19 protein-coding genes are annotated in these 24,677 nt (G+C 42.5%); 15 read left to right on the top strand and 4 right to left on the bottom strand.

The genetic code is table 11. The features are described from left to right. The first annotated feature begins 5 nt into the window (after positions 1–5). The 6 genes from IGJ12_RS02280 to IGJ12_RS02305 all read left to right on the top strand — a co-directional run bounded on the left by IGJ12_RS02280 (position 6) and on the right by IGJ12_RS02305 (position 7,428). Positions 6–962 carry a glycoside hydrolase family 43 protein gene (locus IGJ12_RS02280; protein ID WP_086299048.1) on the top strand — a complete coding sequence of 319 codons (957 nt, stop codon included), beginning with the start codon at positions 6–8 and terminating at the stop codon, positions 960–962. 18 nt (positions 963–980) lie between these two features. Continuing rightward, positions 981–2,603: a glycoside hydrolase family 43 protein gene (locus IGJ12_RS02285; protein ID WP_430619295.1), complete on the top strand. Its 1,623-nt coding sequence runs from the start codon at positions 981–983 to the stop codon at positions 2,601–2,603. Positions 2,604–2,613: 10 nt separating this feature from the next. Continuing rightward, positions 2,614–4,059, top strand: coding sequence for an alpha-N-arabinofuranosidase (locus IGJ12_RS02290; RefSeq protein WP_430619296.1), 1,446 nt, complete (start codon positions 2,614–2,616; stop codon positions 4,057–4,059). Between the two features lie 4 nt (positions 4,060–4,063). Beyond that, a complete protein-coding gene (locus tag IGJ12_RS02295; protein WP_005227303.1) occupies positions 4,064–4,330 on the top strand; it encodes a DUF6171 family protein in 267 nt (88 codons plus the stop codon). A 137-nt stretch (positions 4,331–4,467) separates the two neighbouring features. Beyond that, positions 4,468–5,394: a helix-turn-helix domain-containing protein gene (locus IGJ12_RS02300; RefSeq protein WP_430619297.1), complete on the top strand. Its 927-nt coding sequence runs from the start codon at positions 4,468–4,470 to the stop codon at positions 5,392–5,394. Positions 5,395–5,427: 33 nt separating this feature from the next. Then, positions 5,428–7,428, top strand: coding sequence for a glycoside hydrolase family 31 protein (locus IGJ12_RS02305; RefSeq protein ID WP_430619298.1), 2,001 nt, complete (start codon positions 5,428–5,430; stop codon positions 7,426–7,428). Positions 7,429–7,552: 124 nt separating this feature from the next. On the opposite strand, the gene IGJ12_RS02310 is transcribed toward IGJ12_RS02305, so the two are convergent. Beyond that, complete coding sequence (locus tag IGJ12_RS02310) at positions 7,553–8,818, bottom strand: alpha-galactosidase (protein ID WP_430619299.1); 1,266 nt, start codon at positions 8,816–8,818, stop codon at positions 7,553–7,555. Positions 8,819–8,938: 120 nt separating this feature from the next. On the opposite strand from IGJ12_RS02310, the gene IGJ12_RS02315 reads away from it, so the two are divergent. The 9 genes from IGJ12_RS02315 to IGJ12_RS02355 all read left to right on the top strand — a co-directional run bounded on the left by IGJ12_RS02315 (position 8,939) and on the right by IGJ12_RS02355 (position 22,321). Then, entirely contained in the window at positions 8,939–9,838 is a 900-nt protein-coding gene (locus IGJ12_RS02315) for a helix-turn-helix domain-containing protein (RefSeq protein WP_060792630.1), read from the top strand. A gap of 40 nt (positions 9,839–9,878) precedes the next feature. Continuing rightward, a complete protein-coding gene (locus tag IGJ12_RS02320) occupies positions 9,879–11,522 on the top strand; it encodes a sensor histidine kinase (RefSeq protein ID WP_086294500.1) in 1,644 nt (547 codons plus the stop codon). Further along, the gene (locus IGJ12_RS02325; RefSeq protein WP_086299054.1) at positions 11,497–13,047 is read left to right on the top strand and encodes a response regulator transcription factor; all 1,551 of its coding nucleotides are present in this window, start codon (positions 11,497–11,499) and stop codon (positions 13,045–13,047) included. The genes IGJ12_RS02320 and IGJ12_RS02325 overlap by 26 nt, the downstream gene beginning before the upstream one ends. 121 nt (positions 13,048–13,168) lie before the next feature. Further along, positions 13,169–14,755: an extracellular solute-binding protein gene (locus tag IGJ12_RS02330; protein WP_086299055.1), complete on the top strand. Its 1,587-nt coding sequence runs from the start codon at positions 13,169–13,171 to the stop codon at positions 14,753–14,755. 102 nt (positions 14,756–14,857) lie between these two features. Then, positions 14,858–15,781 (top strand): ABC transporter permease, encoded by a 924-nt coding sequence (locus tag IGJ12_RS02335; RefSeq protein WP_016609626.1) that lies wholly within the window; start codon positions 14,858–14,860, stop codon positions 15,779–15,781. Positions 15,782–15,793: 12 nt separating this feature from the next. After that, positions 15,794–16,687: a carbohydrate ABC transporter permease gene (locus IGJ12_RS02340; RefSeq protein ID WP_016609627.1), complete on the top strand. Its 894-nt coding sequence runs from the start codon at positions 15,794–15,796 to the stop codon at positions 16,685–16,687. Positions 16,688–16,691: 4 nt separating this feature from the next. Continuing rightward, a complete protein-coding gene (locus tag IGJ12_RS02345; RefSeq protein WP_086299056.1) occupies positions 16,692–17,324 on the top strand; it encodes a DUF624 domain-containing protein in 633 nt (210 codons plus the stop codon). Between the two features lie 49 nt (positions 17,325–17,373). Next, complete coding sequence (locus IGJ12_RS02350; RefSeq protein ID WP_430619300.1) at positions 17,374–19,314, top strand: glycoside hydrolase family 127 protein; 1,941 nt, start codon at positions 17,374–17,376, stop codon at positions 19,312–19,314. 175 nt (positions 19,315–19,489) lie between these two features. Then, positions 19,490–22,321: an endo-beta-N-acetylglucosaminidase gene (locus IGJ12_RS02355; RefSeq protein ID WP_430619301.1), complete on the top strand. Its 2,832-nt coding sequence runs from the start codon at positions 19,490–19,492 to the stop codon at positions 22,319–22,321. A 130-nt stretch (positions 22,322–22,451) separates the two neighbouring features. Here the strand turns inward: IGJ12_RS02355 and IGJ12_RS02360 are convergent, their stop codons facing one another. From IGJ12_RS02360 to IGJ12_RS02370, 3 genes are read right to left on the bottom strand one after another with little or no spacing between them, the layout of a single operon-like run. Further along, the gene (locus IGJ12_RS02360; protein ID WP_005227316.1) at positions 22,452–23,114 is read right to left on the bottom strand and encodes an ABC transporter permease; all 663 of its coding nucleotides are present in this window, start codon (positions 23,112–23,114) and stop codon (positions 22,452–22,454) included. A gap of 4 nt (positions 23,115–23,118) precedes the next feature. Continuing rightward, positions 23,119–24,039: an osmoprotectant ABC transporter substrate-binding protein gene (locus IGJ12_RS02365; protein ID WP_008376082.1), complete on the bottom strand. Its 921-nt coding sequence runs from the start codon at positions 24,037–24,039 to the stop codon at positions 23,119–23,121. Further along, entirely contained in the window at positions 24,039–24,674 is a 636-nt protein-coding gene (locus IGJ12_RS02370; RefSeq protein ID WP_005227319.1) for an ABC transporter permease, read from the bottom strand. The genes IGJ12_RS02365 and IGJ12_RS02370 overlap by 1 nt, the downstream gene beginning before the upstream one ends. Positions 24,675–24,677: the final 3 nt, after the last annotated feature.

Here is a 24,677-nt window from a genome sequence, read left to right on the forward strand (position 1 = left end):
AATTTATGGCAGAAAATTATTTGGAACCGATTGTATTAGAACGTGCAGACCCATGGATATACAAGCATACCGATGGATATTATTACTTCACTGGATCAAAACCAGGGTATCAGGAAATCGAATTAAGGCGTGCGAAAACCTTGAAAGGTCTGGCTGACAGTGAAGTGAAAGTCATCTGGACGGCTCATGCCGAAGGCCCCATGAGTGAGCTGATCTGGGCACCAGAGATTCATTTTATTCAAGGAAAATGGTACATCTATTTTGCTGCTGCAGATCATGGAGAAGTCAGAAATGATCAGCATCATCATCGGATGTTTGCGATCGAAAATGCGAATGAAGATCCCTTTGCAGGCGAGTGGGTAGAAAAAGGACAGATCGAGACGCAATTTGAGAGTTTCAGTTTAGATGCTACGGTATTTGAACACAGGAACCGATTGTATTATGTCTGGGCACAAGCAGATCCAAACATTCCAGGCAATTCCAATCTTTATTTATCAGAGATGGAAAATCCTTGGACATTGAAAGGAAAGCAGATTCTGCTGAGCATTCCTTATTATGAATGGGAAAAAATCGGCTTCAAAGTGAACGAAGCTCCAGCTGCTTTGATTAGAAATGGAAAAGTGATCATTACTTATTCAGCCAGTGCGACGGATGAAAACTACGCGATGGGACTGTTGTGGGCAGATGAGGATAGTGATCTATTGAATGGGTATTCTTGGCATAAGTTGAAGGAACCAGTCTTTTCAAGTTCTGAACAAAATTCCCTATACGGACCAGGACATAACTCCTTTACAGTCGATGAGGAGGGGAAACAAGATATCTTAGTGTATCATGCAAGACCAGAAAAAAATGATTACAGTAATCCTTTAGAAAATCCCAATCGACATGCGTACGTCCAACCGTTTACTTGGAAGAAAAATGGATTGCCTGATTTTGGCGAACCCGGTGTAGTCAAAGGATAGATAAAAGAGAGGGAAAAAATGAATACAAAAAGAAAAATGCTCTGTTTAACCATGTCCGTTTTTTTTACTAGTTTATTTCTTGCTGGCTGTCAAACAGGAGATGCTGCTGAGCAACTTTCACAAAAGGAGTGGGAAACAACGACAAAAAATCGAGTGTCGATTCATGACCCATCGATTACTTCTATTCATGTTGGTGACCAAGAGCTGTTTTACGTATTTGGTTCGCATCTCGCCCAAGCGAAAACAGAAGATTTACAAACTTGGGAAGTACCTTTCACTCACGAATATGAATCAATGGAAGACAATATGATCTATGGTAACACAAAAGAAAATCTAGCTGAGACTTTTGAATGGGCAGGCTACGATGATGCCGATTCAAAAGGTGGTTACAGCCTTTGGGCACCAGATGTCATTTGGAATGCTGATTATGAATGGTCAAATGGAGACAAAGGAGCCTATATGCTCTACTACTCAGCTAGTTCTACGTGGCGGCGTTCAGCGATTGGATTGGCCGTAGCTAAAACAATCGAAGGACCCTATAGCTATGCGGATACCGTGATCTATTCTGGCTTTACAGAAAAAGATTCGACAGATGGTAGTGAACGCAATACTAACTATCAAAATACCCATTTGGCGAAATTGATCAAAGAGGGGAAAATCAGTGGGTTCAGTGAAAACTGGGCGATCGAAGATGGTCTGACGTATAACACCGATTATGCGCCAAACGCCATTGATCCAGCGTTGTTTTATGATGAAGAAGGGAAACTATGGATGACCTATGGTTCTTGGTCTGGCGGTATCTTTTTATTAGAAGTTGATCCAGCCACTGGAAAACCAATGTATCCTGGGGAAGATAGCACGACGGAAGATGGGCGTATCATTGATCGCTATTTCGGGATCAAGCTTTTTGGCGGCTATCATCAATCAGGAGAAGGTCCCTATATTGTTTATGATGAGGAAACCGATTATTATTACCTATTCGTCACTTATGGTGGTTTAGCAGCAAAAGGTGGTTACAATATGCGACTATTTCGCGCTGAAAAACCAGAAGGACCTTACCTTGATGCCCAAGGAAATAGCCCAATCTTCGAACAAGGGGACCAAAATTCAAACTACGGCATCAAATTGATTGGCAACTACCAATTCTCGTTTCAACAAATGGGGTATCGAGCAGCGGGACACAATTCGGCGATCATCGATGAGAATGGTCAGTGGTCCTTGGTGTACCATACGCGCTTTAACAATGGAACCGAAGCCCATGAAGTACGGGTCAACAGAATGTATATGAATGAGGAGGGCTGGCCAGTTCCAGCACCCTACGAGTATCGAGGCAATGAACAAGTAGCAGATGCTTTGTCAGAAGATGACATTATCGGACGCTATGAAATCATTAACCATGGTACCGATAATGGAACGACCATGCTAAAAACGCAGACAATCGAGCTTCAAAAAGATGGAAGCATTACTGGTGACTTGACCGGAACTTGGACGTACGATGCGGGATACTTGGCATTGACTTTTGAAGAAGCGACCTTCAAAGGTATCTTATTAAGTCAGGAAATAACAGAATTTGAGCAGCAAAAATTAACGTTTTCAACGATTGGCGATAATAATGAATCCATTTGGGGAATCAAAGAATAGGAGTATAACAATGACGATTAACATTCAAAACACAAAATCAGGAACAACGATCAGTAAATATATCTACGGTCATTTTGCAGAGCATCTAGGCCGTTGTATCTATGAAGGATTATACGTTGGAGAAGATTCGCCGATCCCAAATAAAAATGGGATGCGGATTGATGTGGTTGAAGCACTGAAAAACATTCAAATCCCTGTGCTACGTTGGCCAGGCGGCTGCTTCGCCGATGAATACCATTGGAAAGACGGGATTGGTCCTAAAGAAAACCGCAAAACGATGGTCAACACCCACTGGGGCGGCGTGACTGAAAACAATCATTTCGGGACCCATGAATTTTTTGAATTGATCAAGCAACTGGAATGTGATGCGTATGTCAACGGCAATGTCGGCAGCGGAACGGTACAAGAAATGTCGGAATGGGTGGAATACATCACGATGGATGGCATTTCTCCGATGGCTGATCTTCGCAGAGAAAATGGCCATGAAGAAGCGTGGGAAATGAAATTTTTTGGCGTAGGAAACGAAAACTGGGGCTGCGGCGGCAATATGCGGCCAGAGTATTATGCGGATCTGTATCGCCGTTATCAAACCTATGTCCGCCAATACGGCGACAAAAAAATCTACAAAGTCGCCGGCGGAGCGAATGTCGCAGACTATCATTGGACAGAAACGCTGATGAAAAACGCCCATTGGTTGATGGACGGCCTAAGCTTGCACTACTACGTTCATCCGCAAGGCTGGGAAGAAAAAGGTAGCGCCTTGGAATTTGATGAGGCAGAGTGGCAAGTGACCTGTGAAAAAGCAGCCTACATGGATGAATTATTGACCCGCCACAGCGCGATTATGGACCAGTATGACCCAGAACAGCGTGTGGGAATCATTGTTGATGAATGGGGCACTTGGTTCTCAGCAGAACCTGGTACGAATCCAGGCTTCTTATACCAACAAAATACGATCCGTGATGCCATGGTCGCAGCGATCACCTTGAATATTTTCCATAAACATGCCAAGCGAGTGCATATGGCAAATATCGCACAAACCGTCAACGTCCTGCAGGCGATGATTTTGACAGATGGCGAACAAATGGTGAAAACCCCAAGCTATCATGTCTTTGATTTGTACAAAGTCCATCAAGATGCTGAAACCATTGATAGCCATGGAACCAGCAGCGATACCATTACGTATACGATTTCGAGAAAAGAAGATACGATCCATCTATCGGTTTGTAATTTTGCTACCCAAGGCACGGAAGAATTATCCTTCTCCCTTGAAACAGCGATCAATGAAGTGAAAGAAGCTCGTTATATCGTGGGAAACAAAATGAACGCACACAATGATTTTGATCATCCTGAAGATGTGGTGATCCAAGACTTCACCGCTTACAATGTTGAAGAGAACAAAGTCAGCTTGCGGGTGCCAGCAATGAGTGTTCTAACGATCTCATTGACAGTCTGATCCCATGACTTGTAAAGGATGCGAAGTGAAAGATGCTGCGGCAGCAGCACAGGAAGACATTGAATCCTTGATTGCAGAACAACTTTCTTTAGAAAGCGACTTGGCTTCGCCGGAGATCGTCAGTAGGAGAATCGCTGTTTGTGAGACCTGTCCACTGCGATTGAATCATACCTGTACAAAATGCGGCTGCTTTTATCGGTTTCGCGCAAACTTAGCTAAGAAAAACTGTCCTGCAGGAATGTGGGAACAAACAGGACAGCTCGTCAAGTAGCTGTCCTGTTTGTTTCAATTGGTCAGAAGGATCAACAGATAAAACATTTTTTTGATTACGCTTACATAATCGTTGTAGATACGCTATGATTAAACGAAAAACAATGTTAATAAAGTGGAAAGTGAGCGAGTGATTCAATGAAAATAAATCAACCCGCAGCGCTTACTTATTATGAAGCTGCGAATCATGGCACGGAAGATTTCCCATTAGCATATTATCCTAATTTAGTGAGTGTTTGGCGAGAATTCTTTTTTGTGCCACATTGGCATAAAGAAATCGAAATTTTATGTGTCCATCAAGGACAGCTAGAATTAGTCGTTAATGGAGTCTCACGCAAGATTAAGGCAAATACGATCGTACTGATTCCTCCCAATACTTTACACACTGCCTATCGAATCGCACAACAAAGCTGCCGTTTTTCATGTATCGTTTTTTCTGAAAAATTAATTACGAGTCGGCAATCAGATAGAATTCAAAGCCAACAAATCGATCCTTTTTTGATACAAGAATGTGTTACTTCTTATGTGGATTTTCCAGATAAAAGTCAACAAAGTCTCACCTTGTTTCAACTATTTGATCAATGCTTTCTGGGGAAATCGTCCTATCGTGAATTACGTCTGAAAGGGATCGTTATCCAACTCTTGTCATATCTATTAGAAGTTGGGACCGACCAGCCAGCAAAAAAATCAAGCGAGCGCCTCCAAGAAAAACGGGAAAAAGTGGTTTTATCTTATATTCATACTAATTATCATGAAATGATCCAATTGCAAGATTTAGCCGATTCTGTTTCCTTAAGTAAAGAGCAATTTACACGATTTTTTAAACAATCATTTCGAACTTCCCCAATGGCTTATCTAAATCATTATCGCTTGATCCGATCGGCAGAATTGTTGCGAGAGACTGATTTGACCATGGTGGCGATCGCTCAAGCTGTCGGTTTTTGTAATAGTAATCATTTTTCTGTGTGCTTCAAAAAGATGTTTGGTGAGACCCCTACACAATATCGGAAAAATGACATGATTACGATAGAACACGCCATAAAATCGAAGGATAGCCCTCTGTAATCCAGCTATACTGAAAAAAAGGAGGGTTCAAAAATGTCGTTTTTTTCAATAGGTGAGAATTACCTCGAATTTCAAAATGGAAATGAAGTCGTGCGCATTATTGCTTGGGGCACGAACAGTTTGCGGGTGGTGAGTGCACCGTCTGGTGAACTAGATTTATCCTGTTGTGCATTATTAACACAAGATTCTAAGGCCGAGGTTGCGATTGAGGGGGATGTAGGATCTATCGGTAATGGAAAAATCCACGCAGTAGTCACCAAAGACGCAGGCTGGAACAACTATGGCAAGATCACTTTTTACAATCAAAAAGGCGAAGTGATTTTGAAAGAGGTAGCATCTGGCGGTGCGCTCTTGAAAAAGGCGCGGTTTTTTAAGTCGATTATTGGAGGAGATTTTCAACTAAAAGCTACTTTCGAAGCAAATCATGAGGAGAAAATCTATGGTATGGGGCAATATCAACAGGATATTTTTGATCTAAAAGGGTGTAATTTAGAATTAGCGCATCGAAATTCACAAGCTTCGATCCCCTTTTATTTATCAAACAAAGGATACGGCTTTTTTTGGCACAATCCAGCAATCGGTTCGGTCTCTTTTGGTAAAAATACGACCGAATGGCGTGCCGAAAGTACGAAGCAATTGGATTACTGGATCACTGCTGGAGAGACACCAGCTCAAATCGAAGAACAATTTAGCCAAGTGACAGGACGGGCACCTATGATGCCCGAATATGGTCTAGGATTTTGGCAATGTAAACTTCGCTATGCGACACAAGCGGAAGTAGTGGCGATCGCTAGGGAACACAAAGAGCGGAACATTCCCGTTGATGTACTAGTGATCGATTATTATCATTGGCCGCGCTGTGGTGATTTTCGCTTTGATGAAAATTTCTTTCCAGACCCCAAGGCGATGGCAGAAGAAGTACGAGATAAATATGGAATCGAGCTAATGGTATCGATCTGGCCCCAAATCGACACGCGTAGTGAGAATTTTCAAGAGATGAAAGAACAAGGCTTATTAGTCAAAACGGATCGCGGCATTGATGTACAGATGTTGTTTCATGGGAATAACATCTTTTATGATCCAACAAATCCTAAAGCTCGAAACTATGTCTGGGAGAAAGTATCAAAAAATTATGTCAATAACGGCATTCGCTTGTTTTGGTTGGATGAGGCTGAACCAGAATTTGGTACGTATGACTATGATTCCTATCGTTATTATGTAGGGAGTGTGTTGCAAAAAGGCAATATTTATCCCCGTGAGTATGTTCGTGGTTTTGATGAGGGAGAAGCTTCCTCACAAAAAGAACATTCAATCAAATTGGTTCGTTGTGCTTGGGCGGGCAGCCAACGATATGGGGCATTGGTTTGGTCCGGCGATATTCATTCGACTTACCAAGACTTTCGCAACCAAATCGTTGCTGGCATGCAAATGGGGTTAGCAGGCATCCCGTGGTGGACAAGTGACATCGGCGGATTTCATGGTGGTTCTGTGACAAGTCTAGATTTTCAAGATTTATTGATCCGCTGGTTTCAATACGGGACTTTTTGTCCAGTCATGCGATTGCACGGTTCACGTACTCCCCATAAAAAAATCTTCAAAGCAGATGGTGAAGAAACAGAGCAAACCGGAGCAGCTAACGAGATATGGGCGTTTGGGGAAAAGAACTATGAGATTATGAAAAAATTTATTGGAATTCGTGAATTGATGCGGGACTACTCGCGTGAATTGATGCGCGCAGCTCATGAAAAAGGAACGCCAGTCATTCGACCAACTTTTTATGAATTTCCAGAGGATCGCCAGGTATGGGAACTGACAACACAGTATCTCTATGGTTCTGATATTCTAGTGGCGCCCATCGTTGTAGCGCATGCTACTGAGCGTGAGGTATATTTGCCAACAGGAGCAAAATGGACCGATGCTCGAGATGGAACTATTTATGAAGGTGGACAATGGATTGTCGCACAGGCACAAATTGTTTCCTTACCAATCTTTTTACGAGAGGGAAAACAGAGTTACTTGATTCATGAAGTATAGGCAGGAAATGGTTACGGTCAGTTGTTTGTAAGAGTGGTAGGTACCTTGTTGAAAGGGGAAGAACTATATGAATAGAAAAGCAACACAATGTGTTCGGCACATTGTGTTGCTTTCATTGAGAGGACTATTGTAATGGGCTTTTGAGTAACAAGACACCATGAGTAGGAACCTCAGCATCGGCAATTGTCTGTTCTTTTTGTTGCCATAACTCAGTGCCGCTTTTAATTGGTAATAAATCAGTGATCGATTTTGGGATGGTTTGCGTTTGATCAGAAACATTGAAAATGGCATAGTAGACTGCTGTGTCGCTCAACGCCTCCCAAATGATCCACTCTTGATCACGATAGAACTCTTTTTTCGTATAAATTCTTCGATACATTTCTAAGACTTCAGTATTCGTCAATAAACGTAAGGTAAAGAGATCGATGTCTGGTAAAGTACCACCAAACATCAATGGAGATTGGAAGATCGTCCATAAACTCATCAATAAGTATTGCTCGTCTTCCGTAAAACGTGTCCAGCTGTCACCACCGCCACCATCAACTGCCCGAATGCCGATATGACCCAACGGCAACATATCACAGTCAGGCCAGTTACCTGGACGGACGAAAGGTGCCCACTCTGCTGCTCGGTCAAACATGGCGTAAAGGGCATCCCAATGATCCCAAAAGTCATCCGTCAAGCGCCACATATTGGCATGATTTTGAAAGAAACTACCATTTTTGAGGGCAGCGGGTCCGGGAGACAAAGAAAGGACGATCTCTCGACCGGATCGATCGATTGCACGGCGAATCGCTTTGATTTCTGCTTTATGGGCATCACCGTAAATTTTCGAATCGCCGATATCATCCACCTTTATAAAGTCAACACCCCAAGAAGCATATAATTCGAGCAAAGAATCATAATAAAGCTGTCCTTCAGGCAATGAAACATCGACCCCATACATATCGGAATTCCAAGGGCAGATTGAATTCATAGCAATGTCCCGTGCCCGTTTATCCGTTCCTTTGATCGGCGTATTTTGATGAACTGCTTGTCGTGGAATGCCGCGCATGATATGGATACCAAACTTCAGCCCTTTTTGATGCAGATAGTCACCAAGTTTTTTGAAACCAGCGCCATCTTTTGCTGAAGGGAAACGGTTCTCAGCAGGAATCAAGCGAGAATAGTCGTCCATACACAACGGATAAAAATCATTGTACCTTGTAGACTTTGCTTCTGGTTCGCTCCATTGAATATCCACGACGACATACTCCCAACCATAAGCTTTCAAATGCTCTGCCATAAAATCGGCATGGGCGATCACTTCTGCTTCGGTCACAGAAGCGCCATAGCAGTCCCAAGAATTCCATCCCATTGGGGGTGTTTGTGCAAAATGTAAAAAAGACATCGATTTCCTCCTAGTACGTTTTTCTTATAGTATAGTAAGCAATAAAAAAGAGAGGGAAAGTTTTGTCTACTAGCAATAAAAAAGAAAGAAATCGTCAACGAATGAAAAAGGAGTTGATCAATGGTGTTTCCACAAGAAACAAACTATGCGAAGATTACAGCATACTATAGTGTTGCCCTTGAGCGTTTTTCCATGGATCCACATCAACACCCAGCGTGTGAGATCATGTTTGTGACCAAAGGGAAGTGTAAGATAAAGGTGCAAGATCAAGTAATTGTTCTGGAAAGAAATGATTTCGTTTTCATAAACGCGTTTGTGGAACACGCCTTACTCGTTGAAGGAGATTCCTGCACCTTACTGAATATTGAATTTCTTCTGAGTGAGACACCGTCCGGCCTTTGTGTTCGTGATGTTTTTGCATACATCAAAGGAAATGTACAATTGAATGAGCCTTACGCGAAAAGTCGCGATGTCCGCCAATTTGGACAAGCGATCAAGTCATTGCTGCAGCTGCTAATGATCGATGATACTCAAGAGCAACCGTCTGCTGAACGGCAATTTACGATCGAGCTCTTGTTTAAGCGGATGTTGATGGAATTAGCCTTTTCATTACGTACGAAAGAAACCAAACGGGGCAATTGCTATGTGAACGCTGCGGTCAACTATATTCAACAGCATTTTGATGAAGATATTCAAGTCTCCCAAATCGCAGCGGCTGTGGGGATTACGAAAGCCTACTTGCATAAACTCTTTCATGAGCAACTGGGAGTGACGGTCAACCATTTTCTCACCAGTGAGCGTCTGAAGCAGGCAGCATTTTTACTAAGCAATAGTCAGCTGCCAATCGTCGAAATTGCCGCTCAAGCAGGATTCAACAGTAGGCAGCACTTTACCAATACCTTTAAACAGAAAAAAGGCATGAGTCCTAAAGTTTATCGTCAAATCTACACCCATCAAATCAAAGAAGAAGCAGGACAACATATATTAGGGGAACATACAGCTTTTTTAAGAATGAAGTAAAGACAGATAGTTAGAAAGTGTGAAGCGATTGAAGATAAAAATGAAACTTATGGTAACGATCATTATTGCGAATGTCGTTACTTCGTCACTGATCATTCTCTTTTTTTCTAATACCGCGAATAAGATCATTGATAAAAATATGGAGATCCAAGCGAAAGAGATCGAGGTCTCTATTTTACGTAATATCCATACGATCAGTACGGATCTTAATCATATCAATTATAAATTGATTATGGATGGCTACGACACGTTGAAAGAGGCCAGTGAACAACCACGGATTACGAGAGACACCTTTGAGAGCATCAAACTGACCATGGAATTGAAGGAGATCGTGGAACCATTGTATCAATTTCAACCTTATTTGCTGGGAATGGCGATTTATTCCAAAGAAAATCGGTTGATGTCGTTTGGGTTAGTTGATCCAGTTGTTGAAGAAACGTTGATTGGTTACACCAATGAGGCCGCTTATGCAAGAGAAATTGATGATTCGACTGTTTATATCAAAAATGAAATCAAAGTCGGGCAAGTAGTCCTAGGGCACTTGGTGGGATTTCTTCATACAAGCGAGTTTCTTAATGATCAATTAGAAAACCTCCCAGCTGGGACGCAGATCGCCTTGTTAGATCAAAAGCAAACGGTGCTTGCTGAAGTTGGCACCATTGATGAAGACCAAGCCAATTTGTATGAGAAATCATTCTATAGTGAAGAAGTCGAAGCGTGGTTTCATCTCCATCTCCCCAAAAAACCATTTTTGGGACCGTTGACACAGAATTTGCGACTGATGATTTTCCTGTGTATCGTGATCGTCAGCATGAGTATTTTTGTGGCTACGCTGATTATATTAAAACTGTCGAAACGAATCGATCAATTAAACCAAGCAATGGAGCGGGTCAAGAATAAGGACTTATCGACCACTGTTGAGATTCAAGGAAATGACGAATTAAAACAAATGAGTATAGTCTTTAATTCGATGGTTGCCAATATCAATACTTTAATGGAAGAAAATAAAGCCAGAGAAAAAGAGAAAAAAGAAATTGAAATCGACTTTCTACAAGCTCAAATCAACCCCCATTTTCTGTCCAATACGCTAAACTCGATTACCTGGATGGCTGAATTACAACAGGCTAACAATATTGCCCATCTTTCGAAATCACTTGTATCATTGTTGCATGCCACGATGTATAAGGGACAAGACTTGATTCCTTTGTCTGAAGAAGTAGCCCATGTCAAAAGCTATGTGTCCATCCAAAAAGTTGCCTATATTGATAGCTTTGATGTTCATTGGGCGCTTGATCCAGCGATTTTATCTTGCCGTATCCTTCGATTTATTTTGCAACCCATTGTTGAAAATAGCATTTTGCACAATTTTGTTGGAACGAATAGCGAAAAAGGGCAAATAAAAATAAGTGGAGAAAAAAAGGGAGATAAGCTTTGTTTAATGGTTGAAGATAATGGCAATGGACTAACAGAAGAAGCGATAAAACAGATAAACGAGCGAGAAAAAAGCAATGGAAAACACTATTCGAAAATTGGTATCCATAATATCGATAAACGAATCAAGCTCTACTATGGTCCAGACTATGGGATCACATATGAAACAGAGTTAGGGGTTTACACCCGGGTCATTATTGAGCTTCCTATGATTGGAGAAAAAGACGATGAAGAAAATAGCCCTCTTAGATGATGAGTTGATTTCACGCAACAAAATAAGTACTATTTTACAAAATTTCCCTCAATTTGAAATTGTACTCAGTACGGCAAATCCTTACGAGTTGTTAAATTATTTGGAGATTTATTCTGTAGATCTCATTTTTTTAGACATGAATATGCCAATTATGAATGGCTTAGCCTTTTTAGAACAATTGGAACTGATCGATCGCACGACTAAAGTGATCGTGATGAGTGGCTACGCCGACTTTAATTATGCGAGTGGTAGCATGAAATATGGGGTCGTTGACTATCTTTTGAAACATGAATTGAGCGAGGAAGTGATTTCGGAAGCGCTGAAAAAAATCAATTTTTTTACAGACGAGCCAATGGCTGCGCCTGCTTACGAGACACCCTCTCTACGAGACTTTTTTCATGGAAATACAAGCTTCTTGATGCAACAGTATCCGCATTTTGTAACTGAAAAAATGGTAGGACTTGTTATGATACCTATCTCTATCAGCAAAAATGTTTGGGACAAAGAAAAGTATAAACGAAAAGTGAGCGCTGTTTTAGAGCAATTGATTTTAGACACAAAGAAAGAAACCATAGAAATGCTCTCTTTCGTGACTGATGATGGGAAGCTTTTTATGCTTTACTCGTTTGCAAAAATCAAATCCTATAAAGCGATCAATGATTACTTGGAAACGATCAAAACCAAGTGCTACCATGCTGCTAAGCGCTTACTAGATGTTGAACTTTTTCTCCTGCGATCCCCAGTAAGCAATCAACTGTCGGAGGTATTAGAACTATTTAAGAGCGATGAACGAATCTCAGATTTACTCTTTTTTTCACGTCCGAATGAGTTGCTGCATTTTTCAAGCCAAGAATGCAGTAAAAACGTCTTTCAACAGCATGAGATCGCTTTGTATCTGAAAAAAATCTATTTTTATACCAAATACATCGAACCAGAAAACATCGAATATTATAGTAAAAAACTGTTTGAGTATATAAGAGAAAAACGGGTCGCACGTTCGCTGGCCTTAGAGCTAATTGCACAAATTGATTTTCAAATCAGTTTAGCGATGAGTAATAGCTTTAGACAGCCGATGGAAACGATGATTCAAATCAATTATTATCAACAGTTCGATACGTTACTAAGAATCGAAGCAGATTTTTTTGAAGCCATTTCATTAAGTGTAAAAAATTTCCAAAAAGAAGTCTTTAAGCCTGTTGACGAGCCGGTAAAAAAATGTATTCTTTATCTTCATCAACACTTCAAAGAACCGATCAGCTTGCAGACCTGCGCCGAAGCGATTGATTTAAATTATTCCTATTTAAGTAGGGTGTTTAAGCAGCAATGGGGACAGTCTTTTTCAAAATACTTGTCTGAGTTGCGGATCGATTATGCAAAATTATTGTTGAGTATCTCGTCTTGTAGTGTCAATGAAGTCGCAAGGCAAAGCGGATTTGCGAACTATAATTATTTTTTCCGTGTTTTTAAAGAACGTGTAGGAATCTCTCCATATCAGTTTAACCGCAACATTATGGACTATGAATGAAGCGAATCATGTAAAAATGGTTGGCGAGTAAAAAAAAGAGAGTAGAAGTAAAAATTGTTAATAAAAGCGTTTTCATTTTCGACGTTATACTTAGTGTAACAAGAGTGAAAGGGATGAGAAAATGAAAAAATTAGGTTTGGTGTTTTGTTCCGCAGCATTGATCGGATTGCTCTCTGGATGCGGGGGAGGATCTTCAAGTGAGGGAGATGGAGAGTCGTCAAGCAACCAGTTAAATGTGTTAGTGGTAAAGCATGGCTTGACGCAAAAGAACAAAGATATTGAGTGGTTGAACAAACTAGAAGAAGAACTTGAGCTGACCATAAAGTGGGAGGAAGTTTCCGCTGATTGGGATCAGAAAAAAGCCCCAATGTTGGCTTCTGGAGATATTCCCGATTTGATTCTGGGACCAAATGTTGTGACGGATGCGGAATTTGCGAAGTTTCCTGGCTTGTTCACCGATTTATCTGATCACTTAGATGCCCTGCCAAATGTTCAAAAGATGTTTGAAGAAAAACCAGAAACAAAAGCACTTGCTACTCAACTGAATGGAGAGATCTATGGCTTACCAAAATACCAGCGTTTTTGGCCTAAATCTGCTTCTCGTCAATATATCAATCAAACGTGGCTGGACAATCTTGGGTTAGACGTACCTGAAACATGGGATGAACTATTCGAAGTGTTGGTCGCATTCAAAGAAAACGATGCGAATGGAGATGGGGATGCCAGCGATGAAATTCCAATGGATTGGAGTCCAGTTGGAACCGGCGGTTTTGGCTATTTCCAACCAATGCAGCTTTTAGCAAGTACGGGTATCGTTGTTTCAGAAGGAGGAAATACCGGCTACTTTGCTGAAAATGGACAGGTAGGCAACTTCTTTGTTGATGAGCGTTACAAAGAAACAGTGGAATTTTTGAACAAGTGCTGGGAAGCTGGCTTGATTAATCCTAAGGCTTTTTCTCAAGATTATAGTGCCTATCAGTCCACTGGTAGAGGAGAAGGCGAGACGGCAAAAGTCGGTTTTACTTGGGGCTGGGAAGCTTCAGACCGATTTGGTAATCAGTTAGCAGATCAATATACATCAATGGCACCATTGATTCAAAAAGCTGGAGTGGAACCGACATGGAGCTATGAAACCTCGCTTAATTATGGGGTAAACTTTGCCGTTGTTTCCTCTCAAACCAAAAATATGGACGGAGCCTTAAAATTCGTCAATGCGCTATACGATCCAGAAATCGGAATCCAAGCATTGTTTGGGTCATTGGGCACTAACATCGAAAAAGAGGGGGACACTTACCGCGTCTTGCCACCTGCGGATGAAAATGTCGATCCAGGGACATGGAAGTGGACAACAACTTGGGCGGACAATAGTCCAATGTATATTTCAGACGCTCTTGATGTCGAACTTGGCGCAGATATGAAAGCGAATGAGGTCCAAGATGAAGTGTTGCATCCTTACGTGGATAAAATCGTTCCTGAAGAACAAGTAGTACCATTCAATCTCTTGAAATTTAGTAATGAGGATGCCACAACACTAGCAAACAACAATACAACGATCCTCAATGAAGCAATGACAAAATTTGCTAAATGGGTGACAAAAGGTGGCATTGAAGATGAGTGGGAGCAATATGTCACAACCTTGCAAAATAGCGGCTTAGATCAAAATATCGAGATCGTTCAAAAAGGATTTGATCAATATTACGGGAATTAAGTGAGTGGTGAGGCTGGTCAGAGTTGAGTAAAGCAATCGCAAGTTCATGCTTGAATAACAAAGACCAGCCATTTACCTAAATCTATCAAAGGAGTGAAGATCATGGACACAGTTCTCGTGAAAAAAAATAATCGGTTACTTTCTCATTTCAGTCGACAATGGCAGCTATGGTTGATGGTTTTACCGGCATTAGCGATCATTTTGGTTTTTAATTACATACCAATGTATGGTATCCAACTAGCATTTCGGGAATTCGATTTTACGAAGGGACTCACTGGTGGCGAATTTGTCGGTTTCAAGTATTTCCAACAATTTTTCGAAAGCCCGATGTTCCAAACCGTGATAGTCAATACGTTGCGGATCAGTGTGACAACGCTGATTTTTGGGTTCATTGCTCCCATTTTATTGGCATTGATCATCAATCAAATCAGAAACCCTAAAAGAAAAAAAGTCATGCAAACTGCGGTTTATTTACCTCACTTCATTTCTACGGTCGTGATGGTAGGGATATTGCAAGTCTTTCTTTCACCAGAAACAGGTGTTTTAGTCAACCTCTTGAACTTGGATTCTTCTGTCAACTTAATGGGGAGCGACAGTACGTTCGTGCCCGTCTATGTCATTTCTGAGGTTTGGCAGCACTGTGGCTGGAACAGCATTATTTACTTAGCGGCACTTTCGAGTATCGATACGCAACTCTATGAATCAGCAGATATCGATGGCGCCAATCGTTTTCAAAAAATCCTCCATGTTGATATACCAGCATTAGTGCCAACGATGGTTATTTTGTTGATTATGAATATGGGTGGGGTTTTAAATGCTGGCTTTGAGAAGATTTTCCTGATGCAAAATAGTTTGAATTTGAGCGTCTCAGAAGTCATTTCTACGTATGTGTATAAAATTGGGATCTTAAACAGTCAATTTAGTTATTCAACAGCGATCGGGCTATTCAATAACATCATTAATTTTCTCTTTTTAGTTTTAGCAAATGGTCTTTCGAAAAAATACACGAACCGTAGTTTATGGTAAAGGGGTGGCTATATGAATCTATCACTAACAAACAAACCTAAATCAGATCTTCTTTTTAACCTAGCGATCATCATACTTTGCTTGAGTATCTTTTTGATTGTCGTCTATCCGCTCTTTTTTGTCGTCATCGCTTCAATTAGTGATTCCAACATGGTTTCTAAAGGATTAGTCACGCTCTTTCCTAGGAATATCAGCTTTTTTGGTTTTGAAAAAATTTTACAAGATGCTAGGATCTGGACGGGCTATCGCAATACCTTGATTTATACGTTAGGAGGAACGGCGGTCAATTTAATTTTTACTTTACCCGCAGCTTTTGCCTTATCAAGAAAGGAATTTAAACCTCGAAAACTTTTGATGTTTCTCTTTACCTTTACGATGTTTTTCAATGGTGGCTTGATCCCTACGTATTTACTTTATCGAGATGTGGGGTTGATCGATAGTATGTGGGTCTTTATTATTCCCTCGGCAGTCAATGTCTATAATTTGATCATTGCAAGAAGCTTTTTTGAGACAAGCATTCCGGATAGTCTCTATGAAGCAGCCGCTCTAGATGGTTGCTCCTATGCAAAATTTTTTGTTACTGTAGCACTACCGCTATCCAAAGCAGTCATTTCTGTGGTGGGTCTTTACTATTTGGTCCAACATTGGAACGATTTCTTTACAGGACTCGTATTTATTCGCGACTACGAAAAACAACCTTTACAGATCGTTCTGCGAGATATTTTACTATCAAATCAAGCATCTGCAGGTGGTGCGGGCGCTTTGGGTGATGGCTACGGACAACAATATGCAGATCAGATCAAATATGGCGCCATCATTGTTTCGACCTTACCGATTTTGGTGATCTATCCTTTCCTACAGAAATACTTTGATAAAGGAGTCATGATTGGTGCAATGAAAGGGTGATTACATGAATAAGCTAGTCGATTTACATGTGAGCATTGGGAAAAAAGGCTTATTGTTATTTCTGTTGCATTGCTATTGGCTGCTGTTTACCTTATTCGGCTTAGTTCTTTTCGGACTATTACCAGCAACCAATGCGGTTTACGAACTTTGCAATGATGAAAAATATCAAGAAGCAAATGCGATAAAATTGTTTCAGTCCTTTGCAAAAAGCTTTCGAAAAAACTTTTGGAGAATGAATCGATTAGGACTCTTTATCCTTCCTTTAACAGCCCTTTTTTCGATTGACTTGATGCTAATGAGACACTATGTCTTTACCGAAGCCGATACAACCGTTTATTTGTTGATCCAACTTCTGATAGTGATTAGTCTCCTTTTTTTAGCCAATCTCTTTTGGTTTTTTCAACACGAACGAGCTTGGAAACCCATGCTTAAAAAAAGTTTGATTCTAATGCTTGGCAAACCTGGATTGACCGGTCAAATTTTCGTCCTTATGGTCGGGATCAGCTGTTGCTACTACCTACTACCGGGTTTATTCTTCGTATTTGGTGTTACACCGCTGGTTTATTTTCAACTTAATTTGTTTAAACAAAAAGATGCGTATGTCTTTTTACCTGAAAAAAAGCATACGACTGTCTAAGCTCGTACATTTACCATAAAATCTCAAAATAAAAGAACAGGAGAACGAAATGAAAGAATTCGCATTAAACAAGATCCAGCTCACGGACGAGTTTTGGCAAGGATACCAAGAGCTTGTTCGCAAAGAAACGATTCCTTACCAATACCAAGTCCTAAATGATGAAATCGATGTAGATGTTCAAGCAGAACGGGAAGATCCCAATTTGCCAGCTGGGAAAAGCCATGCATTGGCGAATTTTCGCATCGCTGCAGGGCAAATGGAAGGGGAACATTTTGGCTGGTTTTTCCAAGATAGTGATGTCTACAAATGGATCGAGTCGGCTGGGTATAGCTTGTTGAATACTAGCGATCCGCAATTGGAAAAGACAGTAGATGAAGTGATTGACTTAGTTGCTGCTGCGCAAGAAGCGGACGGCTACTTAAATACCTTCTTTCAATTGACCCGACCGAAGTTAAAATACCGTCAGCTGTATTTCAGTCATGAACTTTATTGTGCCGGGCATCTAGTCGAAGCGGCTATCGCTTATGATCAAGCAACAGGCAAGGATAAATTACTGACCGTGGCAGAGAAAAATATCGCCAATATTTGCACGTATTTTGGGCGGGAGTCTGGAAAAATTCAAGGTGCTGATGGCCATCAAGAGATCGAATTGGCGCTGGTGCGTTTGTATGAATACACTGGTAAACAAACCTATTTGACATTCGCTGATTTTTTTCTTGAAGTACGTGGGGAAGATCCTGCCTTTTACGAAAAAGAAATTTTGAAAAACCAAGCGGATGGCTTATCAGATGAAACGCCAAGGGTAGACCTCACCTATTTACAAGCCTACGATCAACCTAAAAAGCAGCATGAAGCCAAAGGTCATGCGGTACGAATGCTGTATATGGCAAGCGGGATGGCAAAAGTCGCCCAGCATACCCAAGATCAAGAATTGATCGATGCTTGCGAAGCGATCTGGGAAGACATCGCCTGTAAGAAAATGTATGTGACCGGTGGCGTCGGCTCAACCGTTCACGGGGAAGCCTTTGTCGGTCCCTATGATTTGCCAAATGATACGATGTATTGTGAAACCTGTGCAGCCATTGCATTGGTCCAATTTTCTTTTGAGCTATTCAAACTAACTAATGAACCAAAATATTTAGCGACGATGGAACGAGCGTTGTATAATAGCGTCCTTTCTGGTGCGGCAATTGACGGCAAACACTTTTTCTACGTGAATCCTTTGGAGGTCAATCCCCAACGAGATCAAGAAAATCCTGGCAAAGGTCACGTCAAAGCCCAACGACCCGATTGGCTCGGTTGTGCGTGTTGTCCGCCCAATTTTGCACGGATGGTCGCTTCGCTGCAGCGCTTGGTTTACACTTGCGATCAAGAGAAGCTTTACGTGAATTTATTTGTAGCAAGCCGTTTAGAAGAACCTGACCAATTTACGTTTGAACAAACGGGCGGGTTTCCTTTTACAGAGGACCTCACGATTCGCTATCAAGGCATTCCAAAGACGCTCATCATCCACAAACCTAACGGACTAAGTAAGTTTCAAATCGATAGTGAACACGAATGGCAGGAGACGAACGAGGCAATCATCTTTGAGGCAGTCGAAAACGTGACGGCCAATATCCGTTTTGAACAACCATTGCAAATCTTGCGTGCGAATCCTCAAGTTATTCAAGACATCAATCAAGTCGCATTGCAACGTGGCCCATTCGTGTATTGCATAGAAGAAGCCGACAATGGTCAAGCACTCTGGCGTTGCCGCATCGACCCACAGGCGCTGGAGGCGACCTTTTCGAAAGAGGATACGTTGTTGCCAACTACTTTACGTTTGGCGATCAAAGGCTACCAAAGCGAAGAATGGTCGGGAACAACCCTTTACGAAGAACGAGCGGAAACGGTCATACCTCGTACGTGGCAACTGATCCCATACCATTTATGGGGCAATCGGGGCATAGGCGAAATGCGCATTTGGCTGCCGCTCGTTGGAAAGGAGTAAGAAGTAAGCAGGGCCAAAGAGCTTCCCAAAAAGGAGGCTCTTTTTTTTCTAAACTCAACCTTCTTGGATTTGTTGCATGATTTCTTTAATTTGTTCCTATATTCCTACCTTTGAAAGCGTTATCGTTTTAGTGTAGGAATGTTGGCGGGTTTATGTAAAACAAGGAGGAAGAAGTGTGACAAGGAAAATCAGTAAAGTTGGCGTATCTTTGTTGGTATTGGCAGCGGCAACGGCAATCGGCGGCTGCACCCAAAGTGAGGCGAAGACAACTGGAAAAGTCGTTTACCAAGAAACAGCCAAAAGTACGTTGGAAAAAGCGATGGACAATCAACCGGAGTCGTCTTATTGGTTCCCAGAGGATTTGTTGGCATGGTCTTTTGAAAAAGATCCAGATGCGAAATACAATACCAGCGTCGTTCCATTAGCGCAGCGGGCAGCTAAAGAGACGTTGCCGAAGATGAATGACACGCAAACGGCAGAAACCAAAGTCGTGGCGCTTTCGATCATGAATAGCAGTACGAGCGGCAATGCACCACGAGGGATCAATACCTTTGATGCCAATGTCTTTTCTTATTGGCAATACATCGATCAATTGGTTTATTGGGGCGGCTCTTCTGGCGAAGGGATCATCGTACCACCAAGTCCTGATGTAACGGATGCTGCTCATAGGAATGGCGTGCCTGTTTTAGGAACGATCTTCTTTCCGCAAACTGCCCATGGTGGGAAGCTGGACTGGCTAGATACGTTTTTAGCTAAAGATGAGGATGGCAATTTTCCAATCGTAGAAAAGATGATCGAAGTTGCCAACACGTATGGCTTTGATGGCTGGTTCATCAATCAAGAAACCGATACGGCGGTCACTAGTTTTGATGATGCAGCGGAAGGTGTCGAACAATCGGGGACTGATGGTAAAGGACTAAATGAAAGCCACGCCAAAGCGATGCAAGAATTGATCGCCCAATTCAAAGAACAAGCCGACGAGCATTTAGAGATCATGTGGTATGATTCTATGACGAGTGATGGGAAAATGGATTGGCAAAACGCGTTGACGGATAAGAACAAAGCCTATTTGGTGGATGCAGAGATGAACCCATTGGCAGATAGTATGTTCTTGAATTTCTGGTGGACTACTGACAAACTGGCGGACAAAGAGTTGCTGAAGGCCTCCAATGAAAAAGCCCGTGAAATCGGCGTCGATCCTTACGATCTTTTTGCTGGGATCGATGTGCAAGAAAATGGCTATTCAACGCCTGTGCGCTGGGATCTGTTTACGGATGAAAAAGGCGTTCCTTATACCTCATTGGGCCTGTATGTGCCTAGCTGGACCTATTCTTCTGCTAGTACGCCGGATGACTTCCAAAGCAAAGAGAATGCTTTTTGGGTCAATAACACGGGCGATCCTCGGGAAAGCCAGCTGCCAGAAGCGACAGAGTGGCCTGGGATCTCCACGTATGCCCTGGAACAGACCGCTATCACAGAGCTGCCTTTTGTGACGAATTTTAGTCTGGGGAATGGCTACAACTATTTTATCGACGGAGAAAAAGTGTCCAGCCGCAATTGGAACAACCGGAGTTTGCAAGCTGTTTTGCCGACCTATCGTTGGGTCTTTGACCACGGAAAAGACAATGATTTAGCTGTATCAATCAATTATGCGGATGCCTATAATGGCGGAAATGCACTGAAACTACGTGGACAGATGACAAAAGGCAGTACCAGTCACATGGCATTGTATCAGACAGCATTTCCTGTGACGAAAAAGACGAAGCTAACAACGACTGTCAAAGCAACGGTACCGACAACTCTTGATTTGGTCGTGACCTTAGCCGATGGTTCGACACAAACAATCAAAGGAGACAAAGAGGTCGCAACAGACTGGACGACGATCACCTACTCATTGAAAGACATCAAAGGAGAAGTGACAGCGATCGGTTATGACATAACCACGAAAGAAACCAGTGATGTCTATGAATTGAATTTAGGGCAATTAACGATCGGAGATCAGAAAGCGGAGAAATTCGCTGCCGAAGCATTGACGGTTGAGGATGTGCTCTTTGATGAGGAAGAGGGCAACTATGCGGGTGTCCGTTTAACGTGGGAAGCTGCCAAGGACAAGACAGCTGCGGTTTATGAGATCTACCAATTGAACGATGACGGCTCACGCTCTTTCTTAGCAGCTACGCCAGCAACCAACCACTATTTGAATGCCGTTGAACGTCCAAAAGGGACGAAAACCAAGTTCGCGGTGGTGGCAGTGGATCGCTATGGCAATCGTGGCAAGCTATCAGATACGGTGGAGATCACTTGGCCGAACAATCAGCTGCCAAAAGCGGCCTTTACAGCCTCTAGAACCTTGGCAGCACCGGGGGAAACGATCACCTTCACGAATACCTCATCTGCGAATGCTGAAGCATTCGAATGGACGTTTGAAGGCGGCGATATCACGAGCAGTACAGAAGAAAATCCCCAAGTGACCTATTCGGAACCAGGTACCTACAAAGTCACGCTTGTTGCCAAAAACGAAGCAGGAGAGACCCCTCTGGAAATGGCGGGATTGATCACGATTTCTGCTGATGCGCCGAAAGAGTTGCTGCTGCTTTCAAAAGATGCCGAAGCAACTGCTTCATCGTTTGTCAATGATGCCGAAGCACCAGCTTTTGCCCTCGATGGTGATTTGAGTACGAAGTGGTGTGCGACAGGCAATGCGCCTCATGAGTTGATGATCGATCTCGGTCGGCCACAAACGGTCAGTGAAGTACGCCTCGCCCATGCGGAAGCTGGTGGAGAAGGCCCAGACATGAATACGCGGGCGTATACGGTGCTCGTCAGTGAAGATGGCAAAGACTATGAGCCAGTTTCACGAACGTTGAAAAATGAAGCGGGCACTAGCACCAATACGTTTGCCGTCAAGAAGGTGCAATATGTAAAAATCAGTATCGATAAACCAACACAAGGAGCAGACTCAGCAGCCCGAATCTATGAAGTCGAAGTATACGGAATGGATAAATAGCGAAAAGAGCAGGGCGTTAACCCTAAGAAGGGAAGCGACTGAAGCGATACTTTCCTGAAAAATGACCGAACCAAAAAAGCCGTTGCGACCAATAAATGGTCACAACGGCTTTTGCTTTTTGCAAATAAGTTTAGCGTGACGTACGGCTGGCTGGATCTAAGCGGCGTTCAATAAAGCTTAGCCCAAGATCCGTAATGATCGCCATCAAGGCAGTTGGTAAAGCACCGGCTAAGATGATCGATGCACCATCCGTCGCATTGGTTCCACGGATGATGATGTCCCCCAGTCCACCAGCACCAACGAAAGCGCCAATGGCGGTGATACCGATCGCCACGACTAAGGCGTTTCGAATCCCTGCCATGATCACCGAAACAGACAATGGCAATTCGATCATATACAATCGTTGCCAGCTAGTCATCCCCATCCCTTTGCCGACATCTAACGTATTGCGGTCGACTTGGCGCATGCCGGTATAGGTATTTTTGATGATCGGTAACAAAGAATAAAGGAAAATCGTTAAAATCACGACATTCACACCTAAGCCCATGCCGATCATTAAAATCGAGATCATCGCTAAAGATGGAATCGTCTGGATGATATTGGCGAAACGAATCACCCAATCTGCCAAACGCATTTTTTTAGAAATCAAGATCCCGATTGGAATCCCGACGATTGAGGCAAAAAGTACCCCGTAGATTGAAATCAAGAAGTGACGAATGAACTGGGCAAAAACATAGCCGCCATTTTCTTGAAAATAGAAAAGAAATTGTTGGAATAAATTCATGTCTGCCATTTCGTCACTCTCCTTCGAAGTAATTATTTTCTTCTAAGAAACGTTCGGCAACTACCGTTGGTTCTAGAAGGTCATTATCCACTTGGTAATTCAATTCTTGCATTTTTTCGGTATCAATTTTGCCTGCTAATTTGTTCAGGGCATCGCCGATTTCAGGTGTTTCTTTCAATAATTTGTCATCGACGATCGGTGCGGCATCATAAGGCGGGAAGAAGTTTAGATCATCTTCTAGCATCACGAGATCGTAACTGCCGATCCGGCCGTCGGTTGAGTACCCTAAAACGATATCCATTTTTCCGTTATCAACAGCATCATAGACGAGACCGATCTGCATCGGTAGGATATTTTGGAAAGAGAATCCATAGGCTTCCTGGAAGCCATCGTACCCATCGCCGACCCGTGTGATCCACGCGGTATCGACCCCTGCGACCAATTGATCTGCGACATCTTTCAAGTCACTGACTTTTTCCAATCCGTATTTTTCAGCAGTGTCTTTCCTGACAAGAAAGACATATGTGTTATCAAAGCCGTAAGATGGGAACCAAGTCTGTTGGTATCGTTTCTCAAATTCTGATTTGACTTTGTCAAAGGCGGCTTGCGGATCAGATTCTGGTTCCAACCCTAACGTAGTGGTCAAGTCAGTTCCTGTGTAGCGGGCAGCTGAGATCGACGCATCGCCATTCATCATCGCTTGGTGATTGATGGTCGTTGTTGCTAAGTTGTTAATGACGGTTGTGTTTTTATCCGTATAGTGTTCGACCATACCGGCAACCACCGCGCCAAGAATTTGGGCTTCGGAAGTGATCCCGCCTGTGATCGCCACGGTATTCTCATCAGAAGTCGATGCTAAACCGGGAAAGGAACAGCCAGACAGTAAAGCGACACTTAAGGAAAACAACAGCGCTAATTTTGAAGTTTTTTTCATTACGCATCCCCCCTTAAGGCAGCTGGTGTCAGTTTGTTTTCTAACAAACCCAGTAACCAGTCAGCTAATAAAGCAAAGATCGTCACTGGAATCGTCCCAGCAAAAATCAAAGGCGGTTGGTAGTTGTTTAGTCCGCTAAAGATCAAATCACCAAGTCCACCGGCACCGATGTAAGAAGCCAAGGTAGCCCAGGCTAAAACATACACGGCCGATAAGCGGATCCCTGCCATGATCGTTGGGATCGCTAGAGGTAATTCCACACTGATGATCGACTGCAAGTTGGTCATCCCCATCCCTTTGGCAACATCGCGGTAATTCCAATCGACTTTTTTCATTCCAATGTAGGTATTTCGCAAAATCGGCAACAAGGAATAAATGAAAAGAGCGACGATAGCAGGGACTTTTCCGACACCTAAAATCGGGATCATCAATGCCAATAGTGCCAAAGAAGGCACGGTTTGCAACGCACTGGTGATGCCGATCACGATCGTTGCTGCTTTGGGGAAACGGGTCAAGATCACACCGATCGGTACGGCAACAAGAATCCCTAAGAGCAAAGCCGCAAAGGAAATATACAAATGTTCAAGACTTTTGGTGACCAATTGGCCGCCATATTCATTAAAGAAGCTTTGCATGCG

The organism is Enterococcus sp. DIV0802b, assembly GCF_050543535.1.
Classification (GTDB): Bacteria; Bacillota; Bacilli; order Lactobacillales; family Enterococcaceae; genus Enterococcus_D; species Enterococcus_D entomosocium.